The 26,791-nt window shown below is 69.2% G+C and carries 27 protein-coding genes and 2 tRNA genes; 6 read left to right on the top strand and 23 right to left on the bottom strand.

The window, feature by feature from the left end; all coding sequences use genetic code 11:
- Nucleotides 1–7: 7 nt before the first annotated feature.
- From mreD to OHA99_RS24770, 7 genes are all read right to left on the bottom strand, one after another.
- Complete coding sequence (mreD, locus tag OHA99_RS24800) at nt 8–679, bottom strand: rod shape-determining protein MreD (protein ID WP_007449813.1); 672 nt, start codon at nt 677–679, stop codon at nt 8–10.
- Nucleotides 680–692: 13 nt separating this feature from the next.
- Nucleotides 693–1,733, bottom strand: coding sequence for a rod shape-determining protein MreC (gene mreC / locus OHA99_RS24795; protein WP_153179865.1), 1,041 nt, complete (start codon nt 1,731–1,733; stop codon nt 693–695).
- A 198-nt stretch (nt 1,734–1,931) separates the two neighbouring features.
- Nucleotides 1,932–2,951, bottom strand: a complete 1,020-nt coding sequence (locus tag OHA99_RS24790) for a rod shape-determining protein (RefSeq protein ID WP_007449816.1) — start codon at nt 2,949–2,951, stop codon at nt 1,932–1,934.
- A gap of 423 nt (nt 2,952–3,374) precedes the next feature.
- The gene (gene ndk, locus OHA99_RS24785) at nt 3,375–3,788 is read right to left on the bottom strand and encodes a nucleoside-diphosphate kinase (RefSeq protein ID WP_164251073.1); all 414 of its coding nucleotides are present in this window, start codon (nt 3,786–3,788) and stop codon (nt 3,375–3,377) included.
- Between the two features lie 139 nt (nt 3,789–3,927).
- Nucleotides 3,928–4,284, bottom strand: coding sequence for a DUF4233 domain-containing protein (locus tag OHA99_RS24780; protein WP_381584163.1), 357 nt, complete (start codon nt 4,282–4,284; stop codon nt 3,928–3,930).
- Nucleotides 4,285–4,290: 6 nt separating this feature from the next.
- A complete protein-coding gene (folC, locus tag OHA99_RS24775) occupies nt 4,291–5,823 on the bottom strand; it encodes a bifunctional tetrahydrofolate synthase/dihydrofolate synthase (protein ID WP_405697890.1) in 1,533 nt (510 codons plus the stop codon).
- 246 nt (nt 5,824–6,069) lie between these two features.
- Complete coding sequence (locus OHA99_RS24770; RefSeq protein WP_405697888.1) at nt 6,070–8,694, bottom strand: valine--tRNA ligase; 2,625 nt, start codon at nt 8,692–8,694, stop codon at nt 6,070–6,072.
- A gap of 136 nt (nt 8,695–8,830) precedes the next feature.
- Here OHA99_RS24770 and OHA99_RS24765 point away from each other — a divergent pair, with 136 nt between their 5' ends.
- Nucleotides 8,831–9,835 (top strand): hypothetical protein, encoded by a 1,005-nt coding sequence (locus tag OHA99_RS24765; protein WP_405697886.1) that lies wholly within the window; start codon nt 8,831–8,833, stop codon nt 9,833–9,835.
- A gap of 80 nt (nt 9,836–9,915) precedes the next feature.
- On the opposite strand, the gene clpX is transcribed toward OHA99_RS24765, so the two are convergent.
- From clpX to OHA99_RS24740, 5 genes are all read right to left on the bottom strand, one after another.
- Nucleotides 9,916–11,202 (bottom strand): ATP-dependent Clp protease ATP-binding subunit ClpX, encoded by a 1,287-nt coding sequence (gene clpX / locus OHA99_RS24760; RefSeq protein WP_007449827.1) that lies wholly within the window; start codon nt 11,200–11,202, stop codon nt 9,916–9,918.
- Between the two features lie 191 nt (nt 11,203–11,393).
- The gene (locus OHA99_RS24755; RefSeq protein WP_007449830.1) at nt 11,394–12,074 is read right to left on the bottom strand and encodes an ATP-dependent Clp protease proteolytic subunit; all 681 of its coding nucleotides are present in this window, start codon (nt 12,072–12,074) and stop codon (nt 11,394–11,396) included.
- 48 nt (nt 12,075–12,122) lie between these two features.
- On the bottom strand, nt 12,123–12,728 hold the full coding sequence (locus OHA99_RS24750; RefSeq protein ID WP_051005918.1) for an ATP-dependent Clp protease proteolytic subunit: 606 nt from the start codon (nt 12,726–12,728) through the stop codon (nt 12,123–12,125).
- Between the two features lie 360 nt (nt 12,729–13,088).
- Nucleotides 13,089–14,492, bottom strand: a complete 1,404-nt coding sequence (gene tig / locus OHA99_RS24745; protein WP_405697883.1) for a trigger factor — start codon at nt 14,490–14,492, stop codon at nt 13,089–13,091.
- A gap of 227 nt (nt 14,493–14,719) precedes the next feature.
- Nucleotides 14,720–14,796: transfer RNA gene (locus OHA99_RS24740), tRNA-Pro, on the bottom strand.
- Nucleotides 14,797–14,959: 163 nt separating this feature from the next.
- Between OHA99_RS24740 and OHA99_RS24735 the strand changes: the two genes are divergently transcribed.
- Nucleotides 14,960–15,033: transfer RNA gene (locus tag OHA99_RS24735), tRNA-Gly, on the top strand.
- Nucleotides 15,034–15,099: 66 nt separating this feature from the next.
- Here OHA99_RS24735 and OHA99_RS24730 read toward each other — a convergent pair.
- The 10 genes from OHA99_RS24730 to OHA99_RS24685 all read right to left on the bottom strand — a co-directional run bounded on the left by OHA99_RS24730 (nt 15,100) and on the right by OHA99_RS24685 (nt 21,278).
- Nucleotides 15,100–16,269, bottom strand: a complete 1,170-nt coding sequence (locus OHA99_RS24730; protein ID WP_405697881.1) for a tyrosine-type recombinase/integrase — start codon at nt 16,267–16,269, stop codon at nt 15,100–15,102.
- Nucleotides 16,269–16,481 carry an excisionase family DNA-binding protein gene (locus OHA99_RS24725; RefSeq protein ID WP_405697880.1) on the bottom strand — a complete coding sequence of 71 codons (213 nt, stop codon included), beginning with the start codon at nt 16,479–16,481 and terminating at the stop codon, nt 16,269–16,271. Before OHA99_RS24725 ends, OHA99_RS24730 begins: the two co-directional genes overlap by 1 nt.
- On the bottom strand, nt 16,474–17,868 hold the full coding sequence (repSA, locus tag OHA99_RS24720) for a replication initiator protein RepSA (RefSeq protein WP_405697878.1): 1,395 nt from the start codon (nt 17,866–17,868) through the stop codon (nt 16,474–16,476). The genes OHA99_RS24725 and repSA overlap by 8 nt, the downstream gene beginning before the upstream one ends.
- A gap of 4 nt (nt 17,869–17,872) precedes the next feature.
- The gene (locus OHA99_RS24715) at nt 17,873–18,055 is read right to left on the bottom strand and encodes a hypothetical protein (protein ID WP_405698999.1); all 183 of its coding nucleotides are present in this window, start codon (nt 18,053–18,055) and stop codon (nt 17,873–17,875) included.
- A gap of 92 nt (nt 18,056–18,147) precedes the next feature.
- Complete coding sequence (locus OHA99_RS24710) at nt 18,148–18,471, bottom strand: SpdD-like protein (protein ID WP_405697877.1); 324 nt, start codon at nt 18,469–18,471, stop codon at nt 18,148–18,150.
- A 21-nt stretch (nt 18,472–18,492) separates the two neighbouring features.
- Nucleotides 18,493–18,648, bottom strand: coding sequence for a hypothetical protein (locus tag OHA99_RS24705; RefSeq protein WP_405697875.1), 156 nt, complete (start codon nt 18,646–18,648; stop codon nt 18,493–18,495).
- Nucleotides 18,649–18,657: 9 nt separating this feature from the next.
- Nucleotides 18,658–18,849 (bottom strand): mobile element transfer protein, encoded by a 192-nt coding sequence (locus OHA99_RS24700; protein WP_007387681.1) that lies wholly within the window; start codon nt 18,847–18,849, stop codon nt 18,658–18,660.
- Between the two features lie 21 nt (nt 18,850–18,870).
- Nucleotides 18,871–19,548, bottom strand: a complete 678-nt coding sequence (locus OHA99_RS24695) for a DUF2637 domain-containing protein (protein ID WP_405697873.1) — start codon at nt 19,546–19,548, stop codon at nt 18,871–18,873.
- A 20-nt stretch (nt 19,549–19,568) separates the two neighbouring features.
- Nucleotides 19,569–20,918 carry an FtsK/SpoIIIE domain-containing protein gene (locus OHA99_RS24690; protein ID WP_405697871.1) on the bottom strand — a complete coding sequence of 450 codons (1,350 nt, stop codon included), beginning with the start codon at nt 20,916–20,918 and terminating at the stop codon, nt 19,569–19,571.
- A gap of 3 nt (nt 20,919–20,921) precedes the next feature.
- Nucleotides 20,922–21,278 carry a hypothetical protein gene (locus OHA99_RS24685; protein WP_405697869.1) on the bottom strand — a complete coding sequence of 119 codons (357 nt, stop codon included), beginning with the start codon at nt 21,276–21,278 and terminating at the stop codon, nt 20,922–20,924.
- Nucleotides 21,279–21,422: 144 nt separating this feature from the next.
- On the opposite strand from OHA99_RS24685, the gene OHA99_RS24680 reads away from it, so the two are divergent.
- The 3 genes from OHA99_RS24680 (at nt 21,423) to OHA99_RS24670 (ending at nt 23,745) form a co-directional block, all read left to right on the top strand.
- On the top strand, nt 21,423–21,791 hold the full coding sequence (locus tag OHA99_RS24680) for a GntR family transcriptional regulator (protein WP_405697867.1): 369 nt from the start codon (nt 21,423–21,425) through the stop codon (nt 21,789–21,791).
- Between the two features lie 234 nt (nt 21,792–22,025).
- Nucleotides 22,026–23,240 (top strand): helix-turn-helix domain-containing protein, encoded by a 1,215-nt coding sequence (locus tag OHA99_RS24675; protein ID WP_405697865.1) that lies wholly within the window; start codon nt 22,026–22,028, stop codon nt 23,238–23,240.
- A gap of 19 nt (nt 23,241–23,259) precedes the next feature.
- Nucleotides 23,260–23,745 (top strand): NUDIX domain-containing protein, encoded by a 486-nt coding sequence (locus tag OHA99_RS24670; protein WP_405697863.1) that lies wholly within the window; start codon nt 23,260–23,262, stop codon nt 23,743–23,745.
- 981 nt (nt 23,746–24,726) lie between these two features.
- On the opposite strand, the gene OHA99_RS24665 is transcribed toward OHA99_RS24670, so the two are convergent.
- Entirely contained in the window at nt 24,727–24,921 is a 195-nt protein-coding gene (locus OHA99_RS24665) for a hypothetical protein (RefSeq protein ID WP_007449834.1), read from the bottom strand.
- Nucleotides 24,922–25,622: 701 nt separating this feature from the next.
- Here OHA99_RS24665 and OHA99_RS24660 point away from each other — a divergent pair.
- Complete coding sequence (locus OHA99_RS24660) at nt 25,623–26,789, top strand: acyltransferase family protein (RefSeq protein WP_405697861.1); 1,167 nt, start codon at nt 25,623–25,625, stop codon at nt 26,787–26,789.
- Nucleotides 26,790–26,791 lie beyond the last annotated feature (2 nt).

The raw sequence follows: 26,791 nt of genomic DNA, 5'->3' as shown, positions 1-26,791 counted from the left end.
CGCGTCCTCACAGGCGCTTGACCCCCTTGATGCGTCCGGCGCGGGCCACGCGGGCGCGGGCCGTCTTCACCCGCAGGGCGTTGCGCTGTCTGCCGATGCGCAGGCCGGTGCCGCCGGAGAGCCAGCCGGAGGAGATGTCGGGGCTCTGGGCGGCGGAGTTGGTGTCGGCCAGCGGGTCGTTGTCGGCGCGGCGGGCGAGCGCCATGATGCCGGGGACGACGAAGGGCGCGAGCAGCAGGTCGTAGAGGGCGGCCGTGAACAGCAGGCTGGGCAGGCCGACATGGCGGGCGGCGGTGTCGCCGACGAGGGCGCCGACGCCGGCGTAGAGCAGGGTGGTGCCGACGGCGGCGGCGACCACGACGACCATGGGGCCGGTGGCCGAGCGGAGCCGTCCGTTGTCCGGTTTGGCGAGGCCGGCGAGGTAGCCGATGACGCAGAGCACGAGGGCGTAGCGGCCGGCGGCGTGGTCGGCGGGCGGGGCGAGGTCGGCGAGGAGTCCGGCGCCGAAGCCGACGAGGGCGCCGCCGACGTGGCCGTAGACCAGGGCGAGGCCGAGGACGGTGAGCAGCAGCAGGTCGGGGACGGCGCCGGGCAGGTGGAGGCGGGCGAGGACGCTCACCTGGATCACCAGGGCGACGACGACCAGGGCGACGGACAGCAGGATCCGGTTGACGCGCATGGGGTGAAGGCTCCTACGGCTCGGTCTGCTCGTTCTGCTGGTCGGTCTGGTCGTTCTGACCGGTGGCGTCGTTCTGACCGGTCCCGTTCTGACCGGTGGCGTCGTTCTGACCGGTCCCGCCGTCCTGGGCCTGGCCCTCGGGGTCGGCCCCGGGGGTCACGGTCACCGTCACGGTCGGTGTGGGCTCGGGCTGCTTCTTCTCCGGGAGCACCGTGTCGCGCGGGTCCTTCGCCGGGGCCTGGACGACGACGCCGACGATGTCGAGCTTGGTGAAGCTGACGAACGGCGTGACGTCGAGGATGCGGGTCAGGTCGCCGCCGTTGGGGTCGACGCGGGTGATGGTGCCGACGGGCACGCCCGGCACGAAGGGCTTGTCGGCCTGGGAGCCGAAGGTGACGAGGCGGTCGCCCTTCTTGACGTCGGCCTTGCCGTTGAGGAGTTCGACGCGCAGCGGGCGGCTGCCCTGGCCGGATGCGAAGCCGAGTTCGTCGCCGGACTCCATCCGGGTGCCGACGGTGAAGTCCGGGTCGTTGGCGAGCAGCACGGTGGCGGTGTTCGGGCCGACGGTGGTGACGCGGCCGACGAGGCCGTCGCCGTTGAGGACGGTCATGTCGCGCTCGATGCCGTCGTTCGCGCCGACGTCGATGGTGACGGTCCAGGAGAAGCCCTGGGCCGCTCCTATGGCGATGACCTGGGCGCCCTTGATGCCGTACTGCCCGGCTCCGGCGAGTCCGAGCATCTTGTCGAACTGCTTGAGCCGGCTGCGGCCGCGCTCGTCGCTGCCGAGCTTCGCCTTCAGCGCCGCGTTCTCCGTCGCCAGCTGCGCCAGCCGGTCGTGCCGGTCGCCGGAGTCGCGGATCGCGGAGACGGCGTTGCCGACCGGGTCGACCGCGGACGACACCCCGTTCTCGATCGGGCCGAAGACGGTGGCCGCGGCCTGCCGGGCACCGTCGACCGGTGAGTCCTCCCCACCGCGGATGTCCACCGTGATCAGTGCGAACGCGATGGCGATCAGCAGTACCAGGAGCAGCCGGCTCTCTTTCGTGTCCCTCACGTGCGGCGGCCGTGCCTTCCTCGTCGAAATTCGGGAATCTCGGAATGTACGTGGCGGTGTTCAGGAATTCGGGGATGCGGTACTTCGGGCGTGTGCGGCGCATCGGGCACTTCACCGCATCCGCTACCGCAACCCTCTATATCAACGATCCGCCGCACGAGAGGAGATCGTCTCGTACGGCGGAACCGAAGTGTTACGTCATCTGCGCGGCGAGGCGTCCAGCACCTGCTGGAGTGCCTCGAACTCCTCGACGCACTTGCCGCTGCCGAGCGCGACGCTGTCGAGCGGGTCCTCGGCGATGTGGATCGGCATTCCGGTCTCCCGGCGCAGCCGTTCGTCGAGCCCGCGCAGCAGCGCGCCGCCGCCGGTCAGGACGATGCCCCGGTCCATGATGTCGCCGGACAGCTCCGGCGGACACTTGTCGAGGGTGGTCTTGACGGCGTCGACGATGGCGTTGACCGGCTCCTCGATCGCCTTGCGCACTTCGGCGGCGGAGATGACGACGGTCTTGGGCAGCCCGGAGACGAGGTCCCGGCCGCGGATTTCGGTGTGCTCGTCGGAGTCGAGGTCGTACGCCGAACCGATCGTGATCTTGATCTGTTCGGCCGTGCGCTCACCCAGCAGAAGGCTGTACTCCTTCTTCACGTGCTGGATGATCGCGTTGTCCAGCTCGTCACCCGCGACGCGGATGGACTGGGCCGTGACGATGCCGCCGAGCGAGATGACCGCGACCTCCGTGGTGCCGCCGCCGATGTCCACCACCATGTTGCCCGTGGCCTCGTGGACCGGCAGGCCGGAGCCGATGGCCGCGGCCATGGGCTCCTCGATGATGTGCACCTGTCGGGCGCCGGCCTGGGACGACGCCTCGATGACGGCGCGGCGCTCGACGCCGGTGATGCCCGAGGGCACACAGACGACGACCCGCGGCCGAGCCAGATACCGCCGCTTGTGGATCTTCAGGATGAAGTAGCGGAGCATCCGCTCGGTGATCTCGAAGTCGGCGATGACGCCGTCCTTCAGCGGGCGCACGGCAACGATGTTGCCGGGCGTGCGCCCGATCATCTTCTTCGCTTCGGCGCCGACCGCGAGGATGCCACCGGTGTTGGTGTTGATCGCGACGACGGACGGCTCGTTGAGTACGATCCCGCGACCCCTGACGTACACCAGCGTGTTGGCGGTCCCGAGGTCGACAGCCATGTCACGGCCGATGAACGACATTGAGTTCCCCATCAGGATTCGACTGGCCTTCCCAGGAGCTTTTGAGGGCTTTTCAGGTAGGCGAAGTGGGTGCAGTGACGCGTGGAGGCTTCCATCGTAGACGCGCTTTCGCGAACACTGCGCGAGGGTCTTCGCCATTGTCAGCAGATGGCGCACCGCCTCGCTTGTGGAGACGGGCCAACGGTGGGATCCGTTCCCCCGAACAGGCGCGCATATGCCACAGGGCGGTCGCTTTTACGCGACCGCCCCGGCTCCGCCCGGTCCATTCGACTGACGCGGTGTCAGAAAAAAAGCCTCTCCGGCGTGTCCCCAAGACGTATCCGGCTCCGACCCGACGGATCGGACCTGACGGATCAGACCTGACGGATCAGACCTGACGCATCGGACCAGACGCATCGAACCTGACGCATCGGACCAGACGGATCAGACCCGGCCCGGGAAGAAGATCTTCAGCTCGCGCTCGGCGGACTCCTCGGAGTCGGAGGCGTGGATCAGGTTCTCGCGGACGATCACACCGAAGTCGCCCCGGATGGAGCCGGGGGCCGCGGCAATCGGGTCGGTCGGGCCGGCCAGCGCGCGCACGCCCTCGATGACCCGCTCGCCCTCGACGACCATCGCCACGACCGGCCCGGACGCCATGAACTCGACCAGCGGCTCGTAGAACGGCTTGCCCTTGTGCTCGCCGTAGTGCTGCTCCAGCGTCTCGGAGTCCAGGGTGCGCAGTTCCAGCGCGGTGATCTGCCAGCCGGCCTTGCGCTCGATACGGCTGATGATCTCGCCGGTCAGGCCACGACGGACGGCGTCGGGCTTGAGGAGGACGAGGCTGCGCTGGGTCACGAGGGCTCCCTTGGAGATGTTCGAGATGTGTCGTGCGGGTGATGACTGAGGTTACCGGGCGTGTCGCGGCCCCGGTCACGCAGCGTCAGGCCTACCGGGTCCGCCGGCCCCCGGCCGCCCCGGTCACCGTCCGGCGCCTTCAGGCGGGGTCGGGCGCGGAGGCCTCGGCCTGGGCGGCGAACCTCGCCTTCGCCTCGTCGATCTTCCGCCCGTAGTGCACGGAGGCCCACCACAGGGCGGCGAAGATCGCGCCCAGGAAGTACATGGTCGGCACGACGAAACCGGCGGCGATCAGGGCGACCTGCAGCGCCCAGCCGAGGGCGACACCGCCGGGCCGGGTGATGACCCCGCACAGCAGCACGCTGAGGAGCATCGCGATGCCGCTGACCGTCCACACCGTCGCCGTGGACAGGTCCGGGTCCTTCATGGCGACCAGTCCGGCGAAGCCGATCACGAAGAACTCGCCGATCAGCGTCGAAGCACAGAGCGTACGCACGGTTACTCAGCCCCTCCTCAGGAGCAGTCGGGCCTCGCCGACGGTGATGACGGAACCGGTGACGAGCACACCGCCGCCCGCGAACTCGCCCTCCTCCTCGGCCAGCGTGATCGCGGCCTCCAGGGCGTCCGGCAGCCGCGGCTCGACCTGGACGCGGTCCTCGCCGAAGACCTCGACGGCGACCGCGGCCAGCGCGTCGGCGTCCATCGCGCGGTGGCTGGAGTTCTGGGTGACGACGACCTCGGCGAAGACCGGCTCGAAGGCCTCGAGCAGCCCCCGCACGTCCTTGTCGCCGCTGGTGCCGACCACCCCGACGAGCCGGCTGAACTGGAAGGCCTCCCCCACCGCCTCGGCGGTGACGCGGGCCCCAGCCGGGTTGTGCGCGGCGTCGAGCACCACGGTCGGTGAACGCCGCACCACCTCCATCCGCCCCGGTGAGGCGACGGCGGCGAAGGCCTTGCGCACGGTGTCGACGTCCAGCGGGTCGGGACGCTGCGCGCCGACGCCGAAGAACGCCTCGACGGCGGCCAGCGCGACCGCCGCATTGTGCGCCTGGTGGGCGCCGTGCAGCGGCAGGTAGACCTCGGTGTACTCGCCGCCGAGCCCGCGCAGCGTCACCAGCTGCCCGCCGACGGCGACCTCGCGGGCGACGACGCCGAACTCCAGCCCCTCGCGGGCCACGGTGGCGTTGACGTCCACGGCCTTCTTCAGCATCACCTGCGCCGCGTCCACCGGCTGCTGGGCCAGGATCACGGTGGCGTCCTGCTTGACGATGCCGGACTTCTCGACCGCGATCTCGCCGGGCGTCTCGCCGAGCCGGTCGGTGTGGTCCAGGTCGATGGGGGTGACGACGGCGACGTCCCCGTCGATGACGTTGGTGGCGTCCCAGGAGCCGCCCATCCCGACCTCGACTACGGCCACGTCCACGGGCGCGTCGGCGAAGGCCGCGTACGCCATGCCGGTCAGCACCTCGAAGAACGACAGCCGGTACTCCTGCTGCGCGTCGACCATCTCGACGTACGGCTTGACGTCCTCGTACGTCTCGACGAACCGCTCGGCGGAGATCGGCGCCCCGTCCAGGCTGATCCGCTCGGTGATCGACTGCACGTGCGGCGAGGTGTAGCGCCCGGTGCGCAGCTCGAAGGCGCCGAGCAGGGCCTCGATCATGCGGGCGGTGGAGGTCTTGCCGTTGGTCCCGGTGATGTGGATGGAGGGGTACGAGCGCTGCGGCTCGCCCAGTACGTCCATCAGCGCGGCGATCCGGGTGACGGACGGCTCCAGCTTGGTCTCGCCCCAGCGGGTCGCCAGCTCCGTCTCGACGGCGCGCAGGGCCGCGTCCACCTCGGGGTCCTCGGGGCGCCCGGGGACGTCGGCCTCCGGGGGGCCGCCCTGGGTGCGGAGGGTGCGGCTGCCGGCCTCGATGACGGCGAGGTCGGGGTCGCGGGTGGTCTCCGCGTCGATGATCTCGTCGAAGGAGTCGAAGGAGTCGAGGGGGTCGGAGGGGTCGGGCTGGTCGTTCTGGCCGGGGTTGTCGCTCACGGGGACAGTCTACGTACCCGCCGCTGCGGGCAGTCGTGCCGCTGGGGCGGCACGGGTGGGCGCGGCGGCACCCCGTCAGCGCCGGGCTGCGCGACTGCCTCCCGGGGCGCCGACGGAGTGGGGTGGTTGAGGTCTCGCGGCGAGTGCGGCGCCGTTGTGGCCGGTCGCGCAGTTCCCCGCGCCCCTGGGCAAGTGACGGCCCCCGGCGCCAGCACGGTACCGGGGGCCTTCTTGACGTAACGGCGTCTACGCCACCGGCAGCTTCTCCAGCTGGGCGGTGATGCGGGTGATGTCCTCGTCCGCCTTGGCCAGGCGGCCCCGGATCTTGTCCACGACGTGGTCCGGCGCCTTCGCCAGGAACGCCTCGTTGCCGAGCTTGGCGTTGGCCTGGGCCTTCTCCTTCTCGGCGGCGGCGAGGTCCTTCGCCAGCCGCTTGCGCTCGGCGGCGAAGTCGATGACCCCGGAGAGGTCGAGGGCCACCTCGACGCCCGCGACCGGCAGCGTCGCCGTCGCCGTGAAGGCGTCGCCCTCCGGCTGGAGCCGCAGCAGCTGCCGGACGGCCGCCTCGTGGGCCGCGAGCGCGCTGCCCGCGAGGGTCAGCCGGGCCGGCACCCGCTGGCCGGGCTGGAGCCCCTGGTCGGCGCGGAAGCGGCGGACCTCGGTGATGACGGACTGGACGGTCTCGATCTCCCGCTCGGCGGCCGCGTCCCGGAAGCCCGAGTCGGACGGCCACTCGGCGATGACGACCGACTCACCCCCCGTGAGCGTCGTCCACAGCGTCTCCGTGACGAACGGGACGACCGGGTGGAGGAGACGCAGCGTCACGTCCAGGACCTCGCCCAGGACGCGCTTGGAGACCTCGGCCGCCTCGCCGCCCGCCTGGAAGGTGGTCTTGGACAGCTCGACGTACCAGTCGAAGACCTCGTCCCAGGCGAAGTGGAACAGGGCGTCGGAGAGCTTCGCGAACTGGTAGTCCTCGTAGTACGCGTCGACCTCGGCGACGACCGAGTTCAGGCGGGAGAGGATCCAGCGGTCGGTCGACGACATCTTCGACGCGTCCGGCAGCGGGCCCTCGACCGTCGCGCCGTTCATCAGCGCGAAGCGCGTGGCGTTCCAGATCTTGTTGGCGAAGTTCCGGGAGCCCTGGACCCAGTCCTCGCCGATCGGGACGTCGACGCCCGGGTTGGCGCCGCGCGCGAGGGTGAAGCGCAGGGCGTCGGAGCCGTACTTGTCCATCCAGTCCAGCGGGTTCACGACGTTCCCGAAGGACTTGGACATCTTCTTGCCGTTCTGGTCACGGACCATGCCGTGCAGGGCGATGGTGTGGAACGGCGGGGTGCCGTCCATCGCGTAGAGGCCGAACATCATCATCCGGGCGACCCAGAAGAAGAGGATGTCGTAGCCGGTGACCAGGACCGAGTTCGGGTAGAACTTCGCGAGCGACTCGGTCTGCTCGGGCCAGCCGAGCGTGGAGAAGGGCCACAGGCCGGAGGAGAACCAGGTGTCCAGGACGTCGGAGTCCTGGTACCAGCCCTCGCCGGTCGGCGGCTGCTCGTCCGGGCCGACGCAGACGACCTCACCGTTCGGCCCGTACCAGACCGGGATGCGGTGGCCCCACCACAGCTGGCGCGAGATGCACCAGTCGTGGAGGTTGTCGACCCAGTCGAAGTACCGCTTCTCCATCTCCTGCGGGTGGATCTTGACCTTGCCGTCGCGCACGGCGTCACCGGCGGCCTTGGCCAGCGGGCCGACCTTGACCCACCACTGCATGGACAGGCGCGGCTCGATGGTGGTCTTGCAGCGCGAGCAGTGGCCGACGGAGTGGACGTAGGGCCGCTTCTCGGCGACGATCCGGCCCTCGGCGCGCAGCGCGGCGACGATGGCGGAGCGGGCCTCGAGCCGGTCCTGGCCCTGGAAGGGGCCGTGGGCGGTGATGACGGCGTGCTCGTCCATCACGGCGATGGCGGGCAGGCCGTGCCGCTGGCCGATCTCGAAGTCGTTCGGGTCGTGGGCGGGCGTCACCTTGACGGCGCCGGTGCCGAACTCGGGGTCGACGTGCTCGTCGGCGACGACCGGGATGGAACGGTCGGTCAGCGGCAGCTTGATGAGCTTGCCGACCAGGTGCTTGTAGCGCTCGTCCTCGGGGTGGACCGCGACGGCGGTGTCGCCGAGCATCGTCTCCGCGCGGGTGGTGGCGACGACGATGGTCTCGTCGCCCTCCCCGTACTTCATGGAGACCAGCTCGCCGTCGTCGTCCTGGTACTCGACCTCGATGTCGGAGATCGCGGTCAGGCAGCGCGGGCACCAGTTGATGATGCGCTCGGCGCGGTAGATCAGCTCGTCGTCGTAGAGCCGCTTGAAGATGGTCTGGACGGCCTGGGAGAGCCCCTCGTCCATGGTGAACCGCTCACGCGACCACGCGACGCCGTCTCCCAGGCGGCGCATCTGGCCGCTGATCTGCCCGCCGGACTCGCTCTTCCACTGCCAGACGCGCTCGACGAAGGCCTCCCGGCCGAGGTCGTGCCGGGACTTGCCCTCCTTGCCCAGCTCGCGCTCGACGACGTTCTGCGTGGCGATGCCGGCGTGGTCCATGCCGGGCTGCCACAGCGTCTCGTAGCCCTGCATGCGCTTGCGGCGGGTCAGGGCGTCGATGAGCGTGTGCTCGAAGGCATGCCCGAGGTGCAGGCTTCCGGTGACGTTCGGCGGCGGGATGACGACGGTGTACGGCGGCTTCTCGCTCTTCGCGTCGGCCTCGAAGTAACCCCGTTCCACCCAGCGCTCGTACAGCTGCCCCTCTACCTCGGCCGGCGTGTACTGGGTCGGCAGTTCGGTGCTGGGTGCGGGCTGCGGCTGCTGAGAGTTCTCGGTCACGGGGGTCAGTTTACGGGCGTCACGGCCCGGTCCCGAAACGCGTTTCTTCTGTAACGGTGCGGCCCCCGGTGACCTGCGCCCGCCGGGCCTGAGTCAGGATGTCAGAACCACGTAAAGCATCTGAGGGGGAACCCGAATGAGTCACAACCAGCCAGGCCCGTACGGCGGGCAGCCCCAGCAGCCCGGACCGTACGGGCAGCCGGGTCCGTACGGCCAGCAACCGCCGCAGGCCCCCCAGCCCGGCTACGGCTACCCCCAGCAGACGCCTCCCCCGCAGCAGCCGGGTTACGGCTACCCGCAGCAGCCCCAGCAGGGCGGCGTCCCGCCGCAGAACCCGCCGTACGGCCAGCAGCCCGGCTACGGCCAGCAGCCCCCGTACGGTCAGCAGCCGCCGTACGGCCAGCAGCCCTACGGCATGCCGCAGCCCCCGGCGGCGGGCGGCGGCGGCAAGAAGACCGGCCTGATCATCGGCGCGGTCGCCGTCGTGGCGGCGATCGGCGTGGGCGCGTACTTCGTGTTCGGCGGGGGCGGTGGCGCGGGCGGCCTGGAGGACGACGGCGCGCACAAGCTGACGACGCCCGCGAAGGCGCTCGGCGAGTACACGAAGGTCCAGGGCCAGGAGAGCGGTGACTCCGACACCGCGAAGGACATGGAGAAGAGCGGCGTCAAGGAAGGCACCGCCGTGATCGGGCAGTGGTCGACCGCCGACTTCAGTGGTTACGACCCCAAGGACCCCACCACCATCCCCGACCAGTCGGAGCTGCTGACCGCCAAGGGCTTCACGATGGTGGGCGGTTACGGCAAGATCGACGACCCCGAGGCGACCCTGGACAAGTTCTTCGCCAACATCCAGAAGGAAGTCAAGGACAGCTCCACCAGCGACAGTGGCGGCATGCAGAACGCCGAGCTGGTCGGCGAGCCCGAGGAGGTCGAGATCGACGGCACGGTCGCCAAGTGCCAGTCGACCAAGGCCACCAACGCGCTCACCAAGAAGGAGTCGACCGACTGGTTCTGCGCCTGGGCCGACTACAGCACGATCGCCATGGTCTCCCCCGGCGACAACGCCGGTACCGGGGTCGGCAAGGAGAAGGCGATCGACATCACCAAGAAGCTGCGGGACGAGGTCCGCGTCAAGTCCTGACGCGCCACCGACGACAACGCGGGAGGGGCCTGGTCGATTCATTCGACCGGGCCCCTCCCGCGTACGTCGTGCGTGGCCGGCTACGCCGTCTTCTGCTCGCCCGAGCCGCGCCCCCGCGAATCCCGGGGAATGAGCGTCGGGTTGACGTTGGAGAGGACCACGTCCGCCGTGATGACGACGCGGGCCACGTCCTTGCGGGACGGGACCTCGTACATCACGCCCTGGAGGACTTCCTCCATGATGGCGCGCAGGCCGCGCGCGCCGGTCTGGCGGAGGATGGCCTGGTCGGCGATGGCCTCCAGGGCCTCGCGCTCGAAGTCCAGCTCGACGCCGTCGAGTTCGAAGAGGCGCTCGTACTGCTTGACGAGCGCGTTGCGCGGCTCGACCAGGATCTGGAGGAGCGCCTCGCGGTCGAGGTTGTGGACCGAGGTGATGACGGGCAGCCGGCCGATGAACTCGGGGATCATGCCGAACTTGACCAGGTCCTCCGGCATGACCTGCTCGAACTGGTCCTTGGACTCGATCTCCCGCTTGGAGCGGATCTGCGCGCCGAAGCCGATGCCCTTGGCACCCGCGCGGCCCTCGATGATCTTCTCCAGGCCCGCGAACGCGCCGCCCACGATGAACAGGACGTTCGTCGTGTCGATCTGGATGAACTCCTGGTGCGGGTGCTTGCGTCCGCCCTGCGGCGGGACCGAGGCCGTGGTGCCCTCGAGGATCTTCAGCAGGGCCTGCTGGACGCCCTCGCCCGACACGTCGCGGGTGATGGAGGGGTTTTCACTCTTCCGCGCGACCTTGTCGATCTCGTCGATGTAGATGATCCCGGTCTCGGCCTTCTTGACGTCGTAGTCCGCGGCCTGGATCAGCTTCAGCAGGATGTTCTCGACGTCCTCGCCGACGTACCCCGCTTCGGTGAGCGCCGTGGCGTCGGCGATCGCGAACGGGACGTTCAGCATGCGGGCGAGGGTCTGGGCGAGGAGGGTCTTGCCGGAGCCCGTGGGGCCCAGCAGGAGGATGTTGGACTTCGCCAACTCGATGGCGTCCTCGCGGCCCTGGGCGCCGCCGTTCTCGCCGGCCTGGACCCGCTTGTAGTGGTTGTACACCGCGACGGAGAGGGCCTTCTTGGCCGCCTCCTGGCCGACCACGTAGCTCTCGAGGAACTCGTAGATCTCGCGGGGCTTCGGGAGCTCCTCCCAGCGGACCTCGCTGGTCTCCGCCAGCTCTTCCTCGATGATCTCGTTGCAGAGGTCGATGCACTCGTCGCAGATGTACACACCGGGCCCTGCGATGAGCTTCTTGACCTGCTTCTGGCTCTTCCCGCAGAACGAGCACTTGAGCAGATCGCCGCCGTCACCGATGCGTGCCACGGTGTGCTTCCCCTTCGCCTGGGAGACTCCTGGACGTCGACGTCGCGTCAACGCGCAGCGGACTCCTGGTGCTGCCTTATGTCCGACGGTACCTTGCCGGGACCCTCGTCCGGGCCCCCCTTGGCACGGTTCCCTTTGACGTGAATCGCGTCAAACCGTGCCAAGGAGCGGCAGACGATACAGCCTCCCGCCTAGCGGAGAGAGGAGTTGTCCATCTTCCGGGTGGTGATGATCTGGTCGATCAGGCCGTAGGCCAGCGAGTCCTCGGCCGTGAGGATCTTGTCGCGCTCGATGTCCTCGCGGATCTTCTCGACCGGCGTGGTGGAGTGCTTGGCCAGCATCTCCTCCAGCTGCGAGCGCATCCGCAGGATCTCGTTGGCGGCGATCTCCAGGTCGGAGACCTGGCCGCGGCCGGTCTCGCTGTACGGCTGGTGGATCAGGACGCGGGCGTTCGGCAGCGCCATGCGCTTGCCGGGCGTACCGGCGGCCAGCAGGACGGCGGCGGCGGAGGCGGCCTGGCCCATGCACACCGTCTGGATGTCCGGCTTCACGTACTGCATCGTGTCGTAGATGGCCGTGAGCGCGGTGAAGGAGCCGCCGGGGCTGTTGATGTAGATCGAGATGTCCCGGTCGGGGTCCATCGACTCCAGGCACAGCAGCTGCGCCATGACGTCGTTGGCCGAGGCGTCGTCGATCTGCACGCCGAGGAAGATCACGCGCTCCTCGAAGAGCTTCGCGTACGGGTCGTACTCGCGCACGCCCTGCGAGGTGCGCTCGACGAAGCGCGGGATGACGTAGCGGGACTCGGCGGACGGGCCGGTGTACTCGGCACGCGAGCGGTCGTACAGGCCGCTGCCGGGGAAGTCGTTCACAGTGTCTCCTGTAAAGGGGCTGAGGCGGTCGGCGCGGGGCGGGATGGCTCAGGCGCCCGTGCCACCGCCGCCCGGCATGCCGGCGGCCGTGGGGATGACGTCGTCGATGAGGCCGTACTCCTTGGCCTCGAACGCGTCGAACCAGCGGTCGCGGTCCGAGTCGCGGGTGATCTGCTCGACCGTCTGGCCGGTGTGCTGAGAGGTGAGCTCGGCCATGCGCTTCTTGGTGTGCAGCAGCCGCTCGGCGTGGATCTTGATGTCCGAGGCCGAACCGGCGAGGCCGGCGGAGGGCTGGTGGATGAGGATCTCGGCGTTCGGCAGCGCGAAGCGCTTGCCGGGGGTGCCCGCGCTGAGCAGGAACTGTCCCATGGAGGCCGCGAGACCCATCGCGATCGTCACCACGTCGTTCTTGATGAACTGCATGGTGTCGTAGATCGCCATACCGGCCGTGATCGAACCGCCCGGGCTGTTGATGTACAGGAAGATGTCCTTGTCCGGGTCGGCGGCAAGGAGCAGCAGCTGCGCGGTGATCTTGTTGGCGATGTCGTCGTCGACCGGCTGGCCGAGGAAGATGATCCGCTCGCCGAGCAGTCGGTTGTAGACCTGGTCGCCGAGGCCGCCACCGATGGAGGGCTCGCCGGCGGCTGAGGGCATCAGATTCGTCACGTATCCACCTGCTCGTCTTACGACGGCGCCGGGCCGTCTCACGTTTCCCTGCGGGGCTGGAGCCGCTTTCGGGGACTCCCCTGCCCTCGTATTCATGGACCCTAACGCGGTGACCCTCCGGTGCCATCCCGGTTCTGCGGGTGTTCGCCGGGGGCGTAGCGCTCCGCGGGGTGCGGGCGCGAGGTCTCGCCGTTGGGGTGCGCGCTCGCCGCCGGGTGCGGGTCCATTGTGGTTGATCGCGCAGTTCCCCGCGCCCCTGGGTGGGCTGTCCTGCCGTATGCGGAACGGGCCCCGGCACTGATGTGTCCGGGGCCCGTTCTGCGTCCGTCTGGGGAGACGCGAGGGGGATCAGCCCTCGGTCTTCTCCTCGGCCTTGTCGTCGGCCTTCTCGGTGTCGGCGGACTCGGCGGCGGCCTCGGTGGCCTCCGTCTCCTCGTCCTCCTCGTCGTCCAGGTCGACGACCTCGCCGTTGGTGTCCTTGACCGTGGCCTTCTCGACCACGGAGGCCAGGGCCTTGCCGCGGGCGACCTCGCCGACGAGGAGCGGGACCTGGCCCTGCTCGACGACGGCCTGGGCGAACTGGTCGGGGGACATGCCGGAGGACGCGGCGCGGCGCATGAGGTGCTCGGTCAGCTCTTCCTGGCTGACGTTGTGCTTCTCCTGCTTGACCAGCTCGTCGAGGACGAACTGGGTCTTGATGCCCTTGACCGCGGCCTCGCGGGTCTCGGTCTCGAACTCCTCGGCGGTCTTGCCCTGGAGCTCGAGGTACTTCTCGAGGTCGAGACCCATCTGGCCGAGCTGGTGGTGCTCGAGGTTGTGCTTACGGGTGTTGATCTCGTCCTCGAGGAGCTTCTCGGGGACCGGGACCTCGACCAGCTCGAGCAGCTTGTCCAGGACGCGCTCCTGGGCCTGCGTGGCCTGGTCGTACTGCTTCATGTTGGCGAGGCGCTTGCGGCTGTCGGCCTGCAGCTCCTCCAGGGTGTCGAACTCCGACGCGAGCTGCGCGAAGTCGTCGTCCAGCTCGGGCAGCTCGCGCGCGGCGACCTGGGTGACCTTGACGGTGACCTCGGCCTCCTTGCCGGCCGCCGAGCCGCCCTTGAGCTCGGAGGTGAAGGTGGCCTCGCCACCGGCCTCCAGGCCCTTCACGGCGTCGTCGATGCCGTCCAGCAGCTCGCCGGAGCCGATGGTGTAGGAGACGCCGTCGGCGACGCCGTCCTCGAGGACCTCGCCGTCGACCTTCGCCTGGAGGTCGATGGTGAGCACGTCGCCCTCGGCGGCGGCGCGCTCGACCGGGGAGGTCGAGGCGAAGCGCTCGCGGAGCTGCTCCACCGACTTCTCGACGTCCTCGTCGGTGACCTCGACGGCGTCGACCTCGACCTCGATGCCGGAGTAGTCCGGGATCTCGATGGAGGGGCGGATGTCGACCTCGGCGGTGAAGTTCAGCGTCTCGCCGTCCTTCAGCTCCGTGATGTCGACCTCGGGCTGGCCGAGCGGGTTCAGCTCGGCCTCGTTGACCGCGTCGGTGTAGAACTTGGGAAGCGCGTCGTTGACCGCCTCCTCCAGAACCGCACCGCGGCCGAACCGCTGGTCGATGACCCGGGCCGGGATCTTGCCCTTGCGGAAGCCCTTCACCGTGACCTGCTGGTTGATCTTCTTGTACGCCGCGTCGAGGCTGTCCTTGAGCTCCTCGAAGGGCACCTCGACAGTGAGCCGAACCCGGGTCGGGTTCAGGGTCTCCACGGCGCTCTTCACGGTTCGGTCTCCTTGGTGGCTGACTTCTTGGGTTCTGCCGGAACCAGAGAGTGTCCGGCAAATTTCGCCGCCCGGAGACTTCAAACGCTGAGACACACGGGCGTGCAGCTTGCATAGTAACGGCAGCGACTACACGGCCCAAAAGGCGATCACTCGCACTCGTCGAGGAGGCCGGGGCGACCGACGGACGGACCGCCGGAGGGATCGGCGGGCGGATCGGCGAATGGTGGTCGGGGTGGCGGGATTTGAACCCACGGCCTTCCGCTCCCAAAGCGGACGCGCTACCAAGCTGCGCCACACCCCGTCTGGTGCGACACGTAGGGTACATGGCGCCAGGCACCGGGGGCCGCAGGGTTTCCCGGGCGTCGGTGAAGGTTCGGCGCGGACCGGAAGGGGTGTGCGCCGAGGGGCGGCGACCCGCTACGATGCGTACAGTGCCGCGGTCACCGACCTGCGGCGCGTGCTGTGCGGGCGTAGCTCAATGGTAGAGCCCCAGTCTTCCAAACTGGCTACGCGGGTTCGATTCCCGTCGCCCGCTCCAAACGACTCAGGGCCAGGTCAGAGGATCATTCCTCCGCCTGGCCCTGATCGCTTTCCGGGGTCCCGATCAGTCAGTCGTGTCCCCGGCGTGCCCCTTGGGCTTTCGATCTTTCTTCTTCTTGCCCTTCCGGGTCTTCTTCCGGCCCTTGTCGACGAGCCCCGACACGGCGTCGGCGATCAGCCGGTCACGCTCGGCACTGGCGTGCTGGTAGATCAGCGCGGCCCGGGCGGTGCTGTGGCCCATGCGCGCCATCAGCTCCCGCGTGCTCGCCCCGGTCGAGGCGGCGAGGGTGTTGCCGGTGTGCCGTAGATCATGGAAGTGCAGGCCCTTGATGCCGGCAAGGGTGCACGCGGTGCGCCACAGCCGGTTGAAGTGGTTCCGCCGAGGAGTCGCACCCTTTGCACCGATGAACACACGGCCGTCCGCGCCCGGCTCGGCGTACCGCTTCAGGTGCTCGCGGATGTCCGGGATGATCGCGGTGGGGATGGACACCGTGCGCTTGCCCGCGGCGCTCTTGGGCGCCTTGATCTCCCGTTGGCCGTTGTTGAGTTCGGCGACCGAGCGGCGGATGCGCACGGCTCCGTGGTCCAGGTCGACATCCCGGCGGTGCAAGCCGATCAGTTCACCCCAGCGAAGACCGAGGAAGCCCGCCATAAGGACGAGAGCCCGGTAACGCGGCTGGATGGCGTCGGCGAGGTCGTACACCTCTTGCACGGTCGCGGTCGGCCGCTCAGGAGTGTGCACCACACTCGCGCCCTTGATCGTGCACGGGTTGCGCCGGATCATCTGATCGGCAACGGCCGTGTGAAGGACCGCGCGGAGTAGGGCGTACGCCTTCGCGACGGTCGTCGGGCCGGTCCCGGACGCAAGCTTGTCAGCCCGCCAGCGACGCACGAGCGGGGGCGAGATGTCCGCGACGTTGACCACGCCGAACGTGGGTTCAAGGTGGTGCCGCAGCAGCGAGGCGTAGAGCTGTCGCGTCCGCGTGGTCAGTTCCCGCTCCTCGATCCACGCAGCCGCGTACGGGCCGAACGCCACCTTCCCGGCATCGGGGTCGTGCCAGTCGCCGCGCCGCATCTCGGTCTGCTTGTCGGCGAGCCAGGCGTCCGCGTCCTTCTTCGTCCGGAAGGTCTCCGGGGCCGGGCGGAGCATGCCGTCAGGGCCGACGTACCGGGCCTGATAGCGACCGGACGGGAGCTTGCGGACCCGGCCGAACTGTCGGCGCTTGCCAGCCATCAGGCAGCCACCCCCCGCAGGGCAGCACGACGTCGGCGGGGCTGCACCGTGTTCGCCGCGATGAACTCCCGAACGGCGCTCTCGGGTATGCGCACGTGGCGGCCGACCTTCACGTACGTGATGCGGCGCTCTTCGATCAGGCGGCGCGGGAAGCGCACGGTCGTGCCGAGCAGTTCGGCGACCTGATCCACGTTGAGGTATCGATCATTCATGGGCTTGCTGTCCTTCCTGGCGCAGGGCTGCGAGTTCTTCGCGGGCGGTTTCGCGGTTGAGCTGGAGATCCCGGGCGATAGTGGCGGCGAGGGCGGATTCGCCGGGGGTGTGGCCGTGGCCGGCGTACTGCCAGTCCGTGAGGACCAGCACGGTGTCCGGCTCGCGGTCGTCGATGCCGAGGGCGGCGGCCTCTTGGGCGGCGCGGTAGTCGGCGCGTGCCTGGCGGAGGGCGCCGAGGGTGGTCGAGTAACGGCGGCTCTTGCTGGAGAAGTGGCCGCGGAAGCCGAGCATGTGAGCCCAGGCCCACAGCCGCCGGTCAGGGTAGAGCGGATCGAGCGTTTTGCATGCGGCGATGAGGCGGCGGGCGTGGTCGGGGACGCCGTGGCGGTCGAGTTCGGAGAGCTCCCCCACCCGGCGGTCGAGGGTGCCGGTGTTCTCGGCCGCTTTGGTGGCGTACTTGGCGACGTAGGAGGCAACGGCCTGTTCAGTGATGTCGGAGCCGTCCCCGAACGCCTTCACGGGCCGCACGTCAAGCTGGGTGCCCCACCGGAAGGTACGGGCCGGTTGGTCGGCGACGGCCGGGACCGAGACGGACGTGTAGGAATGCGCGGCGGCGGCGCGGATCGCGTCGGCGAGGAGATCGACCGTGGCCCAGGACGGCGGCGGGGCGTCCGGGCCGTCGGGTCCGTCGATGCGGATCACCGCATGGAAGTGCACGGCGCCACGCTTTTGGAACTCGGCGACCTTGCCGTACGAGAGCCGAGCGCGCTCTTTCAGTTCCCGTTGGGTGATGCCGGCTCGGGCGGCGATCTCCCGGCGGAGCCGGTTGGTGAAGCGCTGCCAGAGCTGCCCGGCGTAGTTGTTGAACAGCACGGCGCCCGCGTAGTCGTACGTCTCCGGGTCGAGGGCGGTGCCCAGCTCCGGCGAGTCCGGGGTGTGGTGGGTGCCGCAGCGGCAGGCGCCGCGGTTGGGCCGGTTGTGGACCGGGCCGAAGGACGGGGCGGTGAGGGTGGCGAAGACCCGCGGGTGATCCCGGACGGTGGCGGGGATGTCGCGGCGGTCGTCGCCGGCGAGCCCGGCACGGATCAGGTGGTACGTGTCGCCCGCGTAGGTCCAGGCGCAGGCCGGGCAGCGGGAGGCGCGGCGGTTGCCGCAGGCGACGCGGAGCCGTCCGCCCGGCTCGTCGGCGGTCGAGTAGTGGTGCAGGGTGGCGCCGGTGGTCTTGTCCTTGTGGATGGTCCAGCCGGTCAGGTGGATCGGGTCGGAGCAGCCGCCGGTGCGCTTGATCTGGTCTTGCCAACGGTCGAAGCCGGGGGACCCGGCCACCCGCAGCAGATCGCCGAGGGTGATCGGGTCCAGGCCCGCCGCGGTGGCGGTGTCGCTCACGCTGTTACCTCCCGGCGCGGATGAGGGAGGCGGCGGGGGTGGTGGTGCCGGTGCCCTTGCAGGTCGGGCAGGTGATCCGGAGGGTGGCGCGGGTGCCGTCGGTGTGGCGGGTGCCGGTGGTGATGGCGACGGTCGGGAAGCCGTCGCAGTCGCGGCAGATGCGCGCGGTCGGGGCGTGCTGGGGCATCATGGGCGTGCCTTTCGGGTCCGTTGGATCTGGAAGGTGGGAAGGCGCCCGGGGCGGCGGATGTTTGGCGACGGATGCCGCCCCGGGGGCCGTTAGCGGCGCCGGTTGCCGGAGGCGAGCAGCGAGCGCAAGACGACGGCGCAGACGGCGACCGAGGCGCCGGTGATGGCGACCGCCAGGAGCATGGAGACCAGGACGGCGCCGACGACCAGGACGACGGCGGTGCCGCCCCCGACGAGGGCGAGCGCAGTCCCCGGGGTGAGCTGGATCGTGGGCCGGGCCGGGACCGGAGCCGGGGCGACGGGCGTCGTGGGCGTGGTCGGGGTGCCGGGGGTGATCGTGGTCGGTTCGATGACGGCGGGCGGGGTGACGATGCCGGTGGGCTGGGGCATGGTCGGGAGCTTGGGCCGGAACATGAACGTTCCTCCTTCCGTGGGTTACTTGATCGCGGTGTCGATGACCGGGGCGAGGACGCTGTCAGCGAGGAGGAACCCGCCGAGCAGGAGCACGCCGATGAGCCACCAGGGCGGGCGGATGAGCTTGACGCCGAGGACTCCGACGCAGAGCAGGGCGAACCAGAGCGGGACGTTCACCACGGCCTCCTAGCGGACCTTGCAGCGGTGGGTGCGGGCGGCGAGCTGGGCGGCGGACTGGCTGGTGTAGTCGGCGGACCAGCCGCAGCCGTCCGAGCTGCACACGGCGGCGTGCTTGGTCTGGCCGTGGCGGTCGCGGTGGGTGCCGATCTGTACCGGTCCGATCCGCATCACGGAGTGGAAGAAGTCGCGGGCAGGCATGACGGGTGATCTCCTCTCGGTTCAGGCGAGTTGGGCGGCGATGGCGTCGGCCATGTGGGGCGGGACGCCGAGGCGTGCGCGAAGGGTGTCGGTGTCGATCCGGGCGCCGGTGCGGTGTTCGTGGTCGGCGGCGACCTTGCGGGCGTGGTCGACCAGCGCGGCCGGGACCGGCATAGCCGGTGCCGGAGTCGGGTCGGCGGGCGGGAGCGCCGGGGCGTCGTCGGCCGTGTCGACCGGGGCCGGGTCCGGCTGGACGGCGGGGACCGGTTCGGGCTTCACCTCGGGCGCGGGCGCCGGGCCCGGAGCGGCGGGGGTGTCCGGGGTCGAGGTGCGGGCGGCGGGTGAGTGGGCGAGAAGGGTGCCGCCGAGGAAGGCGAGGGCGGGCCATCCGGCGACGCCGAGGCGGAGCAGGGCGGGCGGGTGTTCCAGATCGAGGAACCCGGCGGTGGCCACGTTCGCGCCGAGCGAGGCCACCAGGGCGATCAGGAACCAGCACCAGGCCAGCCGGGACGGCCCGTCCGAGCGCAGTCGGCGCCACGCGGCGACCAAGAGCAGGTCGACCGAGACGGGGTAAGCCCAGGCTTTCCACCCGTTCTGTCCGGCCGCAGCGGCAAGGTCGTGGAGGTGGGCGAAGGACAGGGCACCGGCGATGACGGCTTGGACCAGGACGGCATCGACGCGCAGGGCAGTGCGGGCCATGGGATGTCCTCCTTTCCTGGTCAGGCGGCGGCCGGGGCCGACTCGACGGCCGGGACCGGGGCAAGGGTGCCGAGGGCGGGCCGGAACGGCGCGAGGGCAGGCAGGTCCGGGGTCAGGTCGGCGTGCCGGTTGCAGACATTCACCGCGTGCCGCAGCGACGTGTGCGGGGCACGGATGCGGGCCCAGCCGCCGGACGAGTCACCGGTGACCGCGACGCCGGGCGTGTCAGTGGGAATCTGGATCGCGGCCAGCACGGCATCCGGGGCGATGTCACCGAAGGCCATGTTCGCCGACGATTCGTCGTTGACGCGGTGCGCGGTCCGGCCGGTGAGCTGGGCACGGAGCATCGTGATGCCCTTGCCGAGTTCCGAGCCGAAACGCTGCCCGCAGACCTCCAGATAGATGCCGGCAGCACGGCCGAGCTGAGCCAGCCGGGCAAGCGCGGTGATGATCCGGTCCCGGCGCTTCTCGTCCTCCCGGGTCGCGAAGAGCGCGAGTTCGGCAACCTCGTCGACCAGGACCACGATCGGCACCGGGCGTAGATCTTCGGGCAGGGACCAGATGTCGGCGGCAATGTCGGCATCCGGCACGTCCGCGGTGATCCGCTGCTCGGCCCGGATGAGCTGATACACGTCCTGCATGTGGGACACGAGGGCGTCGAGGAGTTCGGCGGCGGTGTCGGGGTTGTCGGCGAGCGCGGAGAACCGGCGGGCCAGCGGGAACAGCTCCACCCCTTGCTTGCAGTCGATGCCGACCAGGGCGACCCGTTGCGGCGCGAGCGCGGCGACGAGGTTGCGCTGATAGACCGACTTGCCGGACTCCGTGGCGCCGAGGGTGAGCCCGTGCGGGACCGTTCGGTAGTCGCGGTAGTGCACGGCTCCGTCCTCGCGCAGGGCGACCGGGACCCGCATCGGCCGGGTGTCGACACGGGCGGGCATCTGCACCCGCTTGAGCACGTCATAGCCGGTCATCCGCAGTTCCACCACACCCGAGCGCAGCTCACGGGAGGTGACGCCGTAGAGGGCGAAGGAGTGCCGCAGCCGGTCACACGAGGCCGCCACGTCGAAGGCGTCCTGACCCGGGCGGAGCTTGAGCCGCAGGACCAGGCCGGTTCGGGTCACCCGCAGCCGCAGGATGCGCGGGGCACGGGGGCCGGGGATCGGCCGGTTGGTCATCCTGGCCAGGGTCAGGCGCCAGCGAGGGGCCGGGACCGTGAGCCCGCAGGCGTCCATGACCGAGCCGTAGCGGACCAGGACCCGCAGCGCGGCGAGGGTGACCCCGAAGGTCATCCAGTACCAGGCGGGGCGCCGCCACCGCAGGAGACCCGCAGCAGCGACGACCAGCACCAGGCCGACGGTCAGCCACGTCATGGCTCAGGCCGCCTTCGAGGACGAGGCACCCGCGGCGATCGACGTCACGGCGACCGCGCGGAAGGCGATGCCGTGGCGCTTCTGGCCGTTGAACTCGTTCTCCCACGGCCGGGCGATCAGACCGGTCAGCGCGACCGGGGTGCCCATCATCAGGTCACCGGAGATGCCGGTCTCCGGGACGGTCACGGACAGGATCTCCACCTCGCCGTTGGCCGCGAACATCACGTCCACGGTCGACAGCGCGGTGCCGGTCTCGGCGTCCATCGCCCGCTCACCGGTACGGCGGTCCTTCACCTTCGGCTGCGGGGACTGGGCCACCATCACGGTGGCAGTGGACGTGTCGACGGGGATCTGACGCATGATTGCGCTCCTAGATTCGACTTGACGTACTTAGTACGTTGGCCTGTCTCGAGAGTGCACCTAACGTACTTAGTACGTCAAGTACTTCTCGACTGTTGTCGGTCCGATGTGCTGCACTTAGTGCGACAAGCAATGAGAGGGGCTATGGCCGAGTTCACCGGGCGAGCGAAGTACCTGGAGATCGCCGACGACTTCAAGAGGCGCATCCGGCAGGGAGACCTCGAACCGGGCCGCAAGCTGCCGTCCGAGACCGAGCTGATGAACACCCACGACGTCTCACGGACCGTGGCCCGCCAGGCGATCTCACGACTCCGCGAAGACGGCTACGCGATCTCCCACCAGGGCAAGGGCAGCTTCGTCACCCTCCCCGAGGAGCCTCGCCAGACGAAGCACAGCCCGGAGTTCGAGGAGATCGCCGGTTATCTGTCCGACGTTCGACGCGAGGTGCGGCGGCTCGGGGAGCGGATGGATCAGCTTGAGGAGCTGGTCCGGAGGCAACCGCGAGACGGCTGACCAACTCGTCGGCACGGTTTGCGATGGTGCGCACCTCCTCGGCAAGTGTCTGCACCTCTAAGGTCAGTTCCACCACCTCGGCCGACGTCAACGGCATCGTGGCTCCTTCGTCGCGTGTACGGTCTGGCGTCCTCTCGTGCTAGCTACGACGCTAGAAGCGATGCGCCGCACTACCCCGGAAAATTCCTCCGGGGTCCCATAGGGAGATGGGAAGACGCTCTAGCCATGCGAGGAATGACAACGAACCTGACGATCGGTGAGCGAGTCGCTTGGTACCGCCGCAGGCGGGGCGTCTCCCAAGAGGTCCTAGCCGGACTCGTCGGCCGCACCGTGGACTGGCTGAGCAAGGCAGAGAACAACCGCATCGAGCTGGACAGGCTCTCGGTCATCAAGTCCCTGGCCGATGCCCTGGATGTCACGCTTGGCGATCTGTTGGCGGAACCGACACTCATGGAGTGGACCCCGGAAAGCGGCACCCGCACCGTGCCGGCACTCCGCTCGGCCCTCATGAACTACCGTCAGTTGACGCCCCTTCTCGGTGTCACAACCGAAGGCGAGCCGACCTCGCTCGACGAGCTGAGCAGCAACGTCGCCGAGGTCTGGGACGCCTACCAGGAATCCCGCTACGGGTTCGCAACCAGGCGCCTGCCATTGCTGCTCGCCGACGCACTCATTGCCGCCCAGTCGTACCAGGGCCGGGATCGGGAACGTGCGCACGAGCTGATGGCTATGACGTACCAGGGCGCAGCGATGGTACTGACGAAACTCGGGGAAACCGACCTTGCCTGGATCGCAGCCGACCGAGGACTGGCCGCAGCGCAGCAGTCAGGCAACGTGGTCGTGACCGGGTCTCTGTTCCGCTCCGTCGCTCACTGCCTACTGTCCAACGGCCGGTTTGACGCTGCCGTCCAGCTGGTGGGAGACGCCGGGGAGTATCTGCGACCGAGCTTGCGGGAAGCAACACCCGAGTTCATGTCCGTCTACGGAACGCTGTTCCTGGCCGGGTCCATGGCTTCAGCCCGAGCAGACGACCGGGCCACGACGCGTACCTTCCTCGAAGAGGCCGACCGGGCAGCTACTCGCCTAGGTACCGATGCCAATCACGTCTGGACGGCCTTCGGACCGACGAACGTCGCCATCCACCGAGTGGCTACGGCGGCCGAGCTCGGGGACATGCAAGTCGCCGTCGACTTGGGCCCGCAGATCGACACGGCAGGACTGCCGGCAGAACGACGGACACGGCACAACCTCGAAGTAGCCCGCGCACTGAGCGCTCACAACCGACTGGACGACGCACTCGCGAAGGTCCTCGAAGCGGAGCGCTGGGCACCCGAACAGGTGCGGAGCCACTATCTGGCGCGAGAGCTGGTACTCACCTGGGTGCGGGGGCAGCGTGGCCGACCGAGCCGGAATCTGGCAGATCTGGCCGACAGGCTGCATGTCGTCTGAGCTGGGTACCCTCGGCTACATGGCAGAGAACGCGCACGAAGCGAAGATGGCGCATCCGCGTATGGCCGCGGGTGCGCTCTTCTTTGACGACGCAGGCCGAATCCTCATGGTCGAGCCGACCTACAAGGACTACTGGGACATCCCGGGAGGGTACGTCGAGACCGGCGAGTCTCCCCTTCACGCTGCGGTTCGCGAAGTCCGGGAAGAGCTGGGGATCACTCCGCCCATCGGACGACTCCTCGCAGTCGACTGGGCTCCGAACGAGGTCGAGGGGGACAAGGTGCTGTATCTCTTCGATGGCGGTCAGCTCAGCCAGGCCCAGTTGGCGAGCATCGAGCTGCAACAGGACGAGCTCAAAAGCTTCGACTTCGTTGCCGCGGACCAGCTGCCCGAGCGGACCATCCCACGACTGGCCCGACGCATCGGAGCGGCGGTCTCGTCGAGGACCAACACAGCTCCGGCGTACCTGGAGCACGGCGAGGAGCCGAAGAGCCGGGCTGCATGATCACTTGATCGATGCCGAGCCAGTATCGCGGTAAGACTTTCCCTACTTCATCAAGGCCCGCGCACGGCGCGGGCGCGCGCCGCCTCTACGGCGCGGCCCGCCTCCTGTCTTCGCCCCGGCTGGCCGCGCCCGGCGGCGCGCTCGGCGGCTGCGGGCATGAAGTGGGGAGACACCCTCTGTGGCTGGGGCGGTCGGCTCCACGGCTTTAGGCAGCCACTTTGGGGCGAGCCTCTAAGATCTTGGCCCCAACGTCGTGCTTTAACGGGCAGGTCCACAGACTGCCCGACTCGCCGGAAGCTTACGGGGCCAAGATCACTCGCCCCAAAGCAGCTCCAGCCCAAAGCCGCTCCGCCAACCGCGCTTCAGAGTGCTGGGGCGGAGCCAGGTGTAAGTCCTGTAGTCTGCCCGTCAGTTGTGTCTGGGAACGCCAAAGAGCCGTGCGCGTCGAACTTCCGGTACGCGTCGCACAGCTTCGGCGTCTCAGGACAACCTCACAGGTCGCATGTCAACTTAGGAGGTAAGGGATGGTCAGCGAGCAACCCCACCCTAGGGAGTCCAGAGATGCGCTAACCGTACCCCCGCAGACATGGCAATGCAATGCCCACAGTGGGATTGGTAGCGAGGGGCCGACACCCAGCCACCCTGGAGGCTGGCGGCATCCCAGCATCCAAGCTGCGCTCATCAGCGCGGCGGCTACCGTGATTGGCGCCATCGTCTCTGTGGTGTTGGTCAAGGTGTTGTGATGTGCCCCCCGCGTGCCCGACAGGGCAGCACGTCACGGCAACGAGGGGGGAACTCCGGGGAACTCCCGATATAGCGGCAGGTCAGGAAGAGTGCAGGTGGGGTCGCATCCGCGTACGCGATCTTCCAAACTGGCTACGCGGGTTCGATTCCCGTCGCCCGCTCCGAGAGGCCTCCGGCCCGGTCCCCCAGGGATCGGGCCGGAGGCCTTCGTGCGGTCCGGGGCCTGGGTCCGGGGGCCTAGAACTGGATCGAGTTGACCATGTCGGCTATCGAGTCCAGGAAGCGCTGGATGTCGTCGGCCATGCCGGTCGAGGCAAGGAAGAAGCCGAAGAGGACCGCGACGATCGCCGGCCCCGCCTTGATGGACCCTCCCCGCAGCAGCACCACCAGGATGATCGCCAACAGCAGCACCACTGACAGCGAAATGGCCACAACTGATCACACCCTCGGTCGGTCCGCTCTCCCGGCCCGGAGGTGCGGCACCGCACACCCCCGCCAGAACCATCGTGCCACCAACCGGGCCCGGTCATGCGGCAGGTGACACATCGTCCGTCCGGTTCCGGCGTCGGCACGCTCCCCCGCGCACGCGGGCGCGTCCGGCTCCCGAGCCCCGTACGGAATTTCGATAGAACGTCCGTACGGGGAATTGCGGTCGCTTCGTTTCAATGCCCACACAACGCGTTCGCAGTTATTTCGAATTGTCGCGGGGGACACATCGGCGGGGACTTCGACGCGCGCGTCGACAGGGTCATCACAGGGAGATCACAGGATCACCCACCGGCCCCGCAACCGCATTGAAGCGGACATTCCAGTGGAGTCGCCCGCCGGTCTTATGCGGCCTTTAGTCATGACGTGTCATGACAAGTGGGGTGCTCCAGGCGGCGCTTCGGCGTGCGGCGACATCAGCGGATGTGGGGGCCGTCACCCGCCCGGAGAGGCCGAGTTCCGCTAATACGGGGGTACTCGCACGGTACTCACACCGTACTCAAGACCCGAAATGCAGGAATGACGTCGAGGGTTTTACGGAATCACACGGAGAACGCTAGGGTGCCTCAGATGTTCTACGCTGCCTCGTCCCCCACCAGAGCAGCGAGGTCCTGTGACCACTCGCCGGGTTTTCGGCGGGGGGCTGCATGACTAGCTCGCTGCGATCCGACGGCGACCGGAAGTCGCCGTCCCCGCGCGCACAGCCGAGCCGGCAGCGCGACGCGTTCTTCGACAACGCCAAGTACCTGGCGATCGTGCTCGTCGGTGTGGGCCACGCCTGGGGCCAGATCCTGGACGGGAACCGGACCGTGGAGACCCTCTACCGGGTCCTGTACACGTTCCACATGCCGGCGTTCATCGTCATCTCCGGCTACTTCTCGCGCAGTTTCGACCTGAGCCCCAAGCGCGTCAAGCGGCTGATCACCGGTGTCGTCGTCCCGTACCTCGTCTTCGAGGTCGCCTACACGCTGCACCGCCGCGTCAGCGAGGACCCGCAGAGCGACTTCAGCCTGCTGGACCCGACCTACCTCCTGTGGTTCCTGTGCGCGCTGTTCGTCTGGCGGCTGACCACCCCCATCTGGCAGACGATCCGCTGGCCGCTTCCGATCGCCCTCGCGATCGCCGCGCTGGCCTCCGTGACGCCGTCCGTCGGCAACGACCTGAACATGCAGCGCGTGCTCCAGTTCCTGCCGTGCTTCGTGCTGGGCCTGCTGCTGCGCCCCGAGCACTTCCAGCTGGTGCGGCGCCGCTCGGCGCGGATCTGGTCCGTGCCGGTGGTCGCGGCCGCGCTGGTGATCGGCTGGTGGTCGGTGCCGCGCATGGAGACCGGCTGGTTCTACCGCAACGCCGCCGTGCAGGACACGGGCGGCCCCTGGTGGTCCGGGCCGGTTCTGACGCTGGCGCTCTTCGGTTGCTCCGTGGTGCTGAGCGCGTGCTTCTTCGCCTGGGTGCCCGGCCGCCGCATGTGGTTCACGGCCCTGGGCGCCGGCACGATCTACGGCTACCTGCTGCACGGCTTCCTGGTGAAGGAGGGCAGCTACACCGGCTGGTTCCAGCACTCCTTCCTGGACGAGCCGCTGGGCGAGATCGGCCTCACCGTCCTCGGCGCCACCGCCATCACCCTCCTGTGCACCAGGCCCGTGCAGCGGGTCATGCGGTACGTGGTCGAGCCGAAGATGAACTGGGCCTTCAAGGCGGACCCCGGCGACGCCGCCCGGGGCCGGGAGAAGCGGGACGAGGCCGGCAGCGGGACGCGCGAGGCGTCCACCGAGCCCGCCGCACCGAACGGCAGCGGCGAGAAGGTCTCCGTCTAGCG

This window comes from Streptomyces coelicoflavus (assembly GCF_045041415.1).
Classification (GTDB): Bacteria; Actinomycetota; Actinomycetes; order Streptomycetales; family Streptomycetaceae; genus Streptomyces; species Streptomyces coelicoflavus.
This window is presented reverse-complemented; position numbering and strand designations above follow the sequence as displayed.